Below are 9,146 nucleotides of genomic sequence, written 5' to 3'. Positions count from 1 at the left end.
GCGGAGGACTGCTGCGCGTCTCTTACGGACTGGTTGATGGCCTCCAGTGCTGCTGCGGCGGCGGGGAAGTGCACGGGTGTCGGCGGGGCGGGTTCGTTCATGGGACTCTCCGTCTCTCGTCATCCTCCCGATGACGGCTTGCTTGTCATCGTTTCGATGACATGTTACAACGGGAGCACGTTGAAGCGCATTGGCAGTTTCTGCCTGAACCAACTGGAGGTGTTTCGCGATGTTGATGCGCACTGACCCGTTCCGCGAGATGGACCGGATCGTTCAGCAGCTGTCCGGGACATCGGGGACCTGGTCGAAGCCGTCGGTCATGCCGATGGACGCCTACCGTGAGGGCGAGGAGTACGTGATCGCCTTCGACCTCCCCGGGGTGAGCACCGAGGCGATCGACATCGATGTCGAGCGGAACATGCTGACCGTGAAGGCGGAGCGCCGCCCGGCCGCGAAGGCCGACGGCGTGAAGGTGGAGCTCTCCGAGCGGCCCCTCGGGGTCTTCTCCCGGCAGATCGTCCTGGCCGACACCCTGGACACCGAGCGCATCCAGGCCGATTACGACGCGGGTGTCCTGACCCTGCGGATCCCGATCGCCGAGCGCGCCAAGCCCCGCAAGATCAGCATCGGCGGCGAGAGCGGCCGCAAGCAGATCTCCGGCTGAACCCCCGCATCAGCCGGCCGCGGAGGGCGGGAAGAGCCACCCCCCTCAGGCACCCCGCCCTCCGCACCCCCCCTTTTTGACCCCTTCACCCCTCCCCAGGAGGTGGCGTGATGTCGATGCGCAGGGAGTCGTTCCTGGCCCACGTCCAGGAACGCGGCGAGTACGAAACCGTCGAAGACGCCGACCGTGTGGCCAGAGTCGTCCTGGCCCTGCTGGGCGCCCACCTGGTCGGCACCGTACGGGCCGAGCTCGCCGCCCGGCTGCCCGAGACCTACGCCCTGATCCTCCTCAACCCCCTGCAGGCCGCGGAGCCGCTCACGCCGGAACGGTTCGTGCGTGCGACCGCGGCCTGGATCGAGGGCGCCACCGAGAAGACCGCCCTGTGGGACATCGGCGCCGTCCTGTCCACCGCGGCCGCCGCCGCGGGCGAGGTCCTCACCCGCGAGGTCCTCCTCCAGCTCCCGCACGGCTACGACCTCCTCTTCGGCCACCCCCAACCCACCTGACCGGCCCACCGGACCTCCACCGGCCGGAGGCCGGATCCTTCGCAGAGAAAGGGCAACCGCAGCCATGTACGACCAGCCTCGACCGAACCCGGCCCACCACGCCATGACGTTCGACCAGATGCTGGAACGCGTGCGCTACGAAGGCGCCTACCCCACCCGCGAACGCGCCGCGGAAGCCATCCGTACCGTCCTGGCCGCCCTCGGACGCCAGCTCACCGGCGACGAACGCGTCGACCTCGCCCAGTGCCTGCCCGTCGAGGCCGCCCTCACCCTGACCGCCCAGATCCCCGACACCCAGCACCTCACCGGCTGGGGCTTCATCAAAGACCTGGCAGCCCACACCGGCCTGAGCCCGGCCGTCGCCCGCTGGGACACCGGAGCCGTACTCTCCGTCGTCACCCGCCTCGCCGGCCCCGACCTCCTCACCCGAATCCTGCACCAGCTCCCCGACGGCTACGCCCTCCTCTTCGGCCAAGCCGAACTGCGCCGTGCACGGCGTTCGTGACGAGCTCGGACCGACCAAGACCACGGTGTCGGCGGCCTCCGTGACCGCCGCCGGGCTGACGGAGACGGTCGAGGAAGGGGCGCACGGCATCCCGTGCATCAGCAACAGCCGCTGTGTACAACGCCCATCGACGAGACGCGGAGGACCCGCGCATTCGGCGGCGGGCTTCCCGCCGCTGACCTGCTGTGCAAGCCGCTGTGCACATCCTGGACCGACCATGTAGGTCTACCTCTCACTGGCAAGTCGGAAAATCTATGACGGCCAGAGTAGACATTGCGTGGTGCGGTGGTTATGGTTTCTCTCGTAGCCCAGAGAGACAGCAAGGCCCGGCAGAGACGAACTGCCGGGCAGCAGTACCAGCAAGTGCAGCGCGCAGGACGGTGCGGTGGTGGAGTTCCGAAGCCAGGGTTGTTGCAGGACGGCGACGGGACTGACGACCGGACCGGGTGGCCCGCAGTCATCAGGGGCCCCATCAGCAGGACCGCAGTTCACGCAGTGGAAGTACCCGCAGTAAGTGCAGTTCGCAGTACCCAGCAGTGAAGTGAGTGAGAGGTACCTCGGTGAAGGCGTCGGCTGCGGGCGCGCGCACCGGGAGGTTCGGCAGTGGGGTTCTAAGCCAGAGCAGATGCAGGATGGGCAACGGGGCTGGCTGCCGAAGAGTGGCGCTTACGCAGGCCACCAGCAGTTCGCAGTATCAGCAGTGCAAGCAGGACCGCAGTGAGTGCAGTTCCCGCAGTTCGCAGTCCCTCCCGTTGGTATGCAGTTGATCGCCGAGGGAAGAACGGAGGAGTTGAGGCGCCATCAGGATCGCCCGGGCGGAAGTGTTGAGTCCGGGTACCGCAGGACATCGATAGTGAGGTGGTCTCCGGTCAAGCAACCGCGATCCCCGCACTCCCGGCAGCATCTCGGTCGGGTCGGCGGAAACAGTAGGCCGGCGCAGGACTAGGGCCGGCAGATGGTGTAGCAGTTCCTTCGGGGCCCTGGTGCTGTACGCGCCAGGGCCCCTCCCCGTGTTCCGAACCCTTTCCCTCTACCTGTTTCGCAGTGAGGTGCGATGACAGCAGACGATTCGTTCGGCCGTCTCGATGACGACGGCTACCCCGCCTACACGATGGGCCGGGCCGCAGAGCTGCTCGGCACCACGCCCGGCTTCCTCCGCGCCATCGGAGAGGCCCGGCTCATCACCCCGCTCCGCTCCGCCGGCGGCCACCGCCGCTACTCCCGCTACCAGCTGCGCATCGCCGCCCGCGCCCGCGAACTCGTCGACCACGGCACCCCCATCGAGGCGGCCTGCCGAATCGTGATGCTCGAGGTCCGGCTCGAAGAAGCGCAGCGCGTCAACGCCGAGCACCGCCGCTCAGCGTTTCCCGGGCATCCACCGGCAGCAGCCTGAGGCGGGCGTGCCCGTCGGCATGGCGGGCACGCCCACTCGAGCGTTTTGGGGTTGTGGCGCGCGTTCGTTCGCCTGGTAACAGTCCGTTGTGGACGTGTAGCGTCTACGCAGCTGTCGTGGTTCGGAAGTTCGCCCTTGCTCACGCCTTCGGTGTGGGCGTTTTGGTGTGCTGTGCCGCAGGAACCAGGACGATCACCTCCGCCTTCCGCATAGGCGGGAGGCGTTCATCGACTGGAAGGCAGCAGACATGGCTACGGGAACTGTGAAGTGGTTCAACGCGGAGAAGGGCTTCGGCTTCATCGCCCAGGACGGCGGCGGCCCGGACGTATTCGCCCACTACTCCGCGATCAACTCCTCGGGCTTCCGCGAACTCCAGGAGGGCCAGACCGTCACGTTCGACGTAACCCAGGGCCAGAAGGGCCCCCAGGCCGAGAACATCAACCCAGCCTGATCTTCACCACCCGTGGGCGCGGAGACCGGCGCTTAAGGCTGCCCCCGCAGCCCGTACCGCTCGACTCGAACAGCGGATCCTGCGCGATGTCGGCGGGATCCGCGGCATAGCGAATCAGGGCCGCGCAGCTGTTGCCGTACGACCTGATCCTGTCTGGGCCGTGCACCAACAACGCAGCTGCCTGGGCTCGTCGAGCTGCGGTTAGTACCCGAGGTCAGGTGCTGCGCCGGTCGTGGCTGTCCCGACGGAGGTGGTCGGTGTGTCGGGCCATGGCGTCGAGGTGATCGACGAGGGCCCGGTCTTCGGGGCGCAGATGGGCCCGGGTGTCGGTCAGGGGCCGGACGAGGCGGGCTGCGTCGTTGTCGGCCAGGGCCCGGTTCAGTTCGCCGACGGCCGCCGCGGCGGCCGTCGGGGAGATCAGTGAGGGCGGTGATCTGGCCGGCGAGTCGGCGTAGGCCGGCGGGCGGCGTTGTCCCGGGCCCAGGCCGTGACGGCGCAGTCTGCGGCACGTGTGTCGCGCGTGGCCTGGGCGCGCTCTTCGCCGGTGCTTCCGGACGTGCCGGGGCGCAGGCGCAGGTAGCGGCGTTCGGCGGCCTGGCGGCTGGCAACACCGAGAGGTCCGGCGAGCTCGGCCCAGCTCGCGCCCTGCTCTCGGGCGGTTTCGATCAGGCCGCTCTCCCAGCTGGCGAGCTGTTCACGGACCTCGCGCAGCATCAACAGTGCGGCCAGAGCCGGATGCGGGCCCGAGTCGGCCGACTCGGTCCGGGGCGTTCCCCAGAGGATCGCTGCGCGTGCTTCACGGCCTGGTCGATGGCCCGCAAGGCTGTCGCCGCAGCAGGGAAAGTGCCTCCTGATGCGGCTTCATGACCGGCTGTTGGGAGCGTGTGGTCCGCGCGGGTGCCGGGCGTTCGGCGCGCCGGTGCCGGCCCTCTTGGGTGTCGGGGTGCGCGAGAGCGGGGCGGATGTGGGAGGGAGCGTGCCGCCCGATAGGGGCGTGGGGCCTGTCCCGGGGGTTGCGGTCCCGTGGCGCGGTGGCTGTGCTGAACTCGCTCAGCGGTGCTCGTGTCGTCCGGTAAACGGGGGAGGGCCTCGTTGGCCCGCCCCGGGTGTGTCTGTAGCCGATTCATTACAGAGGGTTGTTTTGCTGGGGGTGGTGAGGGCACGCTGCTTCCTGCTTGCGGCCCCGCGCGTTGTTGTCGCTGCTGTGCGGGGCGAGCTTCGGCGTGGGGGCGTGAGGGAGACGGGATGGGCTGGCTCAGCAGCTGGTGGAGTGGTCTGTATGTGTCCATGAAGGTCGGGATCCTCGGCATTGTGGGGGTGATCATCGGGGGCGTCTTCTCGCTGTGGTCCGGCGTGTTCAGCGGCAAGAGTGACCGCCATGCTGACAAACCCGCCCCCTCCGCGTCCGCCTCCGCACCGCATCCGAGCCCCTCCTCCATAGGCTTGCCTGCTCCCCGCCCGGAACAGGGCCGGCCCGCCTGCGGTGACAAGCCAGGGCATGACGTCACGATCGAGCCCAAGCAGCTGACGGTCGCGTCGGACGGGTCTCTCACCGCCGAGGTCAACTGCAACCTTCAAGAGGGATGGTGCCTGACGTGGATGGTGCAGCTCGATGGCGTCGGCAAGCCCGTGCCGCATACGAACTATTACCCCAAGGATGATCTGGGGCGGCCCGGCCCGTACACCTTCGATGTCCACCTGTCCCCGTCCGAGCCCGGTTCTGCCCGCACGATCTACGTCGTTCTCATGGACAACTTCGCTCACCGTCAGCTGAGTGAAACCGCAACCCGGACGGATCGCTCCTGAAGCTGCCCAATGGCGCACGCAAGGTCTCCAACTCGGTTCTGGTCAAGCGCTACTGACCTGCCCCGGCACAGCAGTGAGGTTCGGTCACTGACCGGCTCGACGGCACATCCGCAGGCCGACGGAATTCCTGCACGCCCCATGGAGCCCGAAGCCGGCTACCGCAGCGTCTGTCCGTCGCTGTGCTGCCCTGGTTCGTCTTGGCTGCGGGTGTCTTCCGTGCGGTGGATGTTGTCGGCGCGCAGTCCTGCGCTGTCGTGGGTGAGGTCGAAGAGGACTCTGTCGCCGGGACGCAGGCGGGGTCCGTTTTCGCGAATGGCTTGGGACTCGGCCTGGATGTCCGGGTCGGTTCCGTCCTGGCTGATGAGACCGGTACCGCGGTCGGGGTCGAACCATTTCACGATTCCGCAGGGTGACATGCTCTGCTCTCTTCATTGGCCGGATCTGGGAGCCGTTACTGTCCGCCTGCTCTCGGTGGGAGGGGAGGGCGTGTTCAGGGGCGTGATGCAGCGGACCCCGGCGTGGCTGCAGGCGGTGGGCGGCCCCTCGCGGCAGGCAGCGGAGGAACATCGGACCAGCTGCTTCCTGCGCCCGGCGAGTCATGGTGCGGCGTGCTTTTTGAGTACCCGTTTCAATCTTGAGCTGCGCGTGTGCGAGCTCAAGATTCGAACGGCGCTGGTTCGGGTGCTTGCCGCGGCCGTTGGTAGCGTGAAGTGGTGGAAGTTCACGCAATTCCCCCAGAATATCCTCCCTGAGGACACCGGCCGCGTGCCGCGGGAACCTGGACGGATGTCCTCTCGGGCATGCCTCGCATTCGCATTCTTGGAAATCGACCCGCGTGCAGTGCCCGGTACAGATGGAGACGCCCTTCGAGCGGCCCTCGACCAGGAACTGGCCCGATCTGGCGAACACGCCATCGATGCGTCCATGACACTGATCGAGCTGGATGAGTCGGCTGCGCCGGCAATCGTTGCAGCCTTGTCCGATCACGAATGGGACGTCGTCGTCATCGGGGATGGGATCCGCAAGCCGGAGCCGCTTTTGCCACTCTTTGAGTAGGTCGTGAATCGGGTCCGGCGCAATGCGCCGAAGGCTGCGATCGCGTTCAACACGAGCGGCGGCGACAGCGTCGAAGCAGCCAAGCGGCGGCTGTGAGGCAGAAGTTACTGACAGGCTTCGGCGGCGATGGGAGAGTGGTGCTCAGGGCCGCGATCCGGGCCCGGTGCCATCATGGCGGCACTGCTGACCGTTACTGATCGTTTCAAAATGGGTTGAGCTGGGCTCCTTGCGCTTGTCGATCTTGGTCGCCAAGCTGTCGGGATGCGTGTTGATCTTGTTCCGGATGGTCTCTGGGAGCGGGTGGCTCCGCTGCTGCCGCCCGCTCCCCGTCGGCGTTACTGCCACCCCGGGCGGCCCTGGCCGGCATCGTCTACGTGCTGCGGACCGGTGTCGCCTGGCGTGATGTCCCCGCGCAGGCCGTGGGCTGCTCCGGAGTGACGGCCTGGCGCCGACTGCGGGACTGGACCGAGGCCGGCGTCTGGCCCCGCCTGCACACTGCGCTGCTGACCGAACTGCGCCGCGCGAATCTGCTGGACCTGGACGACTGCGCCGTGGACGGCTCGCACGTCCGGGCCCTCAAAGGGGGCAATCATGTCGGCCCCTCGCCCGTTGACCGCGCACGCCCCGGCTCCAAGCACCATGTGATCGTGGACCGTTGGGGCACTCCGCTCGCCGTGACGCTCACCGGAGGCAACCGCCATGACGTCACTCAGCTGCTTCCCCTGCTGGACGCGATACAGCCGATCCGCGGACTGCGAGGACGTCCGCGGCGCAGGCCCCGGCGCCTGTACGCCGACCGGGGCTACGACTTCGACAAGTACCGCCGCCTGCTCTGGAAGCGCGGCATCAAGTCGATGATCGCCCGCCGCGGCGCCGCCCACGGCTCCGGACTCGGCACCGTGCGCTGGGTCGCAGAGCGTGCCTTCGCCTGGCTCCACCAGTTCAAGCGCCTGCGCACCCGCTACGAGCAACGCGCAGACCTCCACCAGGGCCTGCTCGACCTCGCCTGCGGCATCATCTGCCTGCGGCGCCTTCGAAAATCCTCCTGAAGCGACCGATGCGGCGGCCCGGACAGGCTGTCGCAAGTGCCCGGCCCCAAGGGATGGAGGGCCCGAGCCGGGAGGCACATCCCGCGCAGGCTCCGGGTTGCGGCCACCGCCCGGGCTGACAAGGCGGCGGGTGAAGGGCAAGCCGTGGTGGTCCTCGGGTGCGGGTGTGGGGCGCCGCGTGGTGGCGTACCGGCTGCCGGAATGCCCATGACAGGCATTCACTGCAGTGATCACACGGAGTGCTCGCCTCGTGACTGGCCGGAATGTGAACGGAATGTCATGCTGCCCATGACTCGCGAGTCGGACAAATCCTACTTACCGCGCCGACATCCGGTCGCGGTCCGCAGATCTGAGAGGTCTCGTCATGCGTTCCACCACCCGCATCAAGCAGCGCAGAACCGCCTTGGCTGCCGCCCTCGTGGTGGCGTCCAGCGCACTAGTAGCGGCCCCCCTGGCCACCTCCGCCCAGGCAGACGCCCCGCCCGACTGCGTGAACGGCCGCGAGTACACCGGCTCATTTACGTGCAGGCTCCCCGCCAGGCTGGTGGTGACTTTCCATCTCGTTGGGGGCGGTGGTGGGGGCGGGGCGGGTTCCGAATTCGGTGACATTCATGGCGGTGGCGGCGGTGGCGGCGGCGCTAGTGTTCGATGCACGAAGCTCCTGGCAAGGGGCACCGTCCTCTCCGGTACGGTCGGTGGCGGCGGTGGTGGCGGAACTGAGTTCGCAGCGGGAGCGGGGGGCTCGGGCGGCGGCTCGGGCGGCAGCAACGCAGCCGGTGGTGACGGGGGCGGCGGGGCGGAAGGTGGCGCCGGCGCGAGCGAGGATGTTCTCGGCTTTGGTGGTGGCGGCGGCGGTGCATCTACCCTAAGTGCCAGTACCGGCATGCAGCTCTCTGCGGGCGGCGGCGGAGGCGGCGGCAGCCTAAGCAATGCTTTTGGGGTTCCGCTGAGCGGCGGCGGCGCCGGAGGCATTGCCACCGCTACCGGTTGCGGTGGCGTCGGCGTGCTGGTAACTAACGACGGGTCACACGGTGGCGCCGGTACCGAGTCTTCGAGCGGCGCCGGCGGCGCCAGCGGCGACTTCGGGTCCGCCGGCATTGGCGGCTACGGTGGCAGCAGCCCCGGCCCCATCAGCGACACTAGGGGTTTCGCCGGGAGTGCAGGCAGCATCAGGGTGTCCTGGTTGCCCTGATTCACGCCGTTTCGCAGGGCCGTGAGGCGCCGCCGTCCCGCCCGTGAGCCTGCTGGTGTTGCCCGGCGACCTTGTCGGTCGCCGGGCACGCATCGCGGAAGCCGCACTCGTGCTGCTGTCAGTGAGCGAGCCGCTATCGGCGCTGGTACCGCCCTCTGCCTCGCACCGTCAGCTCAGGTTGCGGCACACCTGACAGATCGTGGCTACATGCAGACCTCCGCCATCCTGGTGGCCGTCTCCGCCGTGCCTCCGCTCGTCGTGGCGCACATGCTCGACGCGGCAGCGACCCTGCCCGCCACGCTCACCGTGGAGGCCCGAGTGCGCGAGCTAGAGGGAACTGCTCGCCGTTACATTGGCAGAGCACTCGATCGGCCTTGCACATTCCCGACCGCACAACCTACGCAGCTCAACCCATTTTGAAACGATCAGTTACTGATCTTTTCGTTGATTCAGTGGATGTGGCGGCGTTGTGGGTGGGAGGCTGTCGGGGTGTCCTACAAGTCTTCGTCTGGTGTGTCCGGTTC

General features: G+C 68.0%; 9 protein-coding genes and 1 pseudogene. 9 read left to right on the top strand and 1 reads right to left on the bottom strand.

The genetic code is table 11. From position 1 onward, the window contains the following. The first annotated feature begins 229 nt into the window (after positions 1-229). The 7 genes from K7B10_RS00285 (at position 230) to K7B10_RS00255 (ending at position 5,325) form a co-directional block, all read left to right on the top strand. The gene (locus tag K7B10_RS00285; protein ID WP_229333931.1) at positions 230-664 is read left to right on the top strand and encodes an Hsp20/alpha crystallin family protein; all 435 of its coding nucleotides are present in this window, start codon (positions 230-232) and stop codon (positions 662-664) included. Between the two features lie 110 nt (positions 665-774). Beyond that, positions 775-1,170 (top strand): DUF2267 domain-containing protein, encoded by a 396-nt coding sequence (locus tag K7B10_RS00280; RefSeq protein ID WP_229333930.1) that lies wholly within the window; start codon positions 775-777, stop codon positions 1,168-1,170. A 64-nt stretch (positions 1,171-1,234) separates the two neighbouring features. Beyond that, positions 1,235-1,675, top strand: a complete 441-nt coding sequence (locus K7B10_RS00275) for a DUF2267 domain-containing protein (protein WP_229333929.1) — start codon at positions 1,235-1,237, stop codon at positions 1,673-1,675. A gap of 1,054 nt (positions 1,676-2,729) precedes the next feature. Next, entirely contained in the window at positions 2,730-3,068 is a 339-nt protein-coding gene (locus tag K7B10_RS00270; RefSeq protein ID WP_229333928.1) for a helix-turn-helix domain-containing protein, read from the top strand. A 247-nt stretch (positions 3,069-3,315) separates the two neighbouring features. Next, complete coding sequence (locus tag K7B10_RS00265) at positions 3,316-3,519, top strand: cold-shock protein (protein ID WP_030224583.1); 204 nt, start codon at positions 3,316-3,318, stop codon at positions 3,517-3,519. A 232-nt stretch (positions 3,520-3,751) separates the two neighbouring features. Beyond that, entirely contained in the window at positions 3,752-3,943 is a 192-nt protein-coding gene (locus tag K7B10_RS41470; protein WP_372481342.1) for a hypothetical protein, read from the top strand. Between the two features lie 821 nt (positions 3,944-4,764). After that, a complete protein-coding gene (locus K7B10_RS00255; protein WP_229333927.1) occupies positions 4,765-5,325 on the top strand; it encodes a hypothetical protein in 561 nt (186 codons plus the stop codon). 155 nt (positions 5,326-5,480) lie between these two features. On the opposite strand, the gene K7B10_RS00250 is transcribed toward K7B10_RS00255, so the two are convergent. Next, complete coding sequence (locus K7B10_RS00250) at positions 5,481-5,723, bottom strand: cold shock domain-containing protein (protein ID WP_229333926.1); 243 nt, start codon at positions 5,721-5,723, stop codon at positions 5,481-5,483. Between the two features lie 402 nt (positions 5,724-6,125). Between K7B10_RS00250 and K7B10_RS00245 the strand changes: the two are divergent. Both K7B10_RS00245 and K7B10_RS00240 read left to right on the top strand, forming a co-directional pair. Beyond that, positions 6,126-6,477 (top strand): annotated as a pseudogene (locus tag K7B10_RS00245) (hypothetical protein). 165 nt (positions 6,478-6,642) lie between these two features. After that, positions 6,643-7,430 (top strand): IS5 family transposase gene (locus K7B10_RS00240; protein WP_372481341.1). Its coding sequence is split into 2 segments (ribosomal slippage): positions 6,643-6,717 and positions 6,720-7,430, totalling 786 coding nucleotides; the frame shifts between segments, so codons are not numbered across the junction. The last annotated feature ends 1,716 nt before the right edge of the window (positions 7,431-9,146 follow it).

This window comes from Streptomyces flavotricini, assembly GCF_020639365.1.
GTDB classification, from domain to species: Bacteria; Actinomycetota; Actinomycetes; order Streptomycetales; family Streptomycetaceae; genus Streptomyces; species Streptomyces flavotricini.
This window is presented reverse-complemented; position numbering and strand designations above follow the sequence as displayed.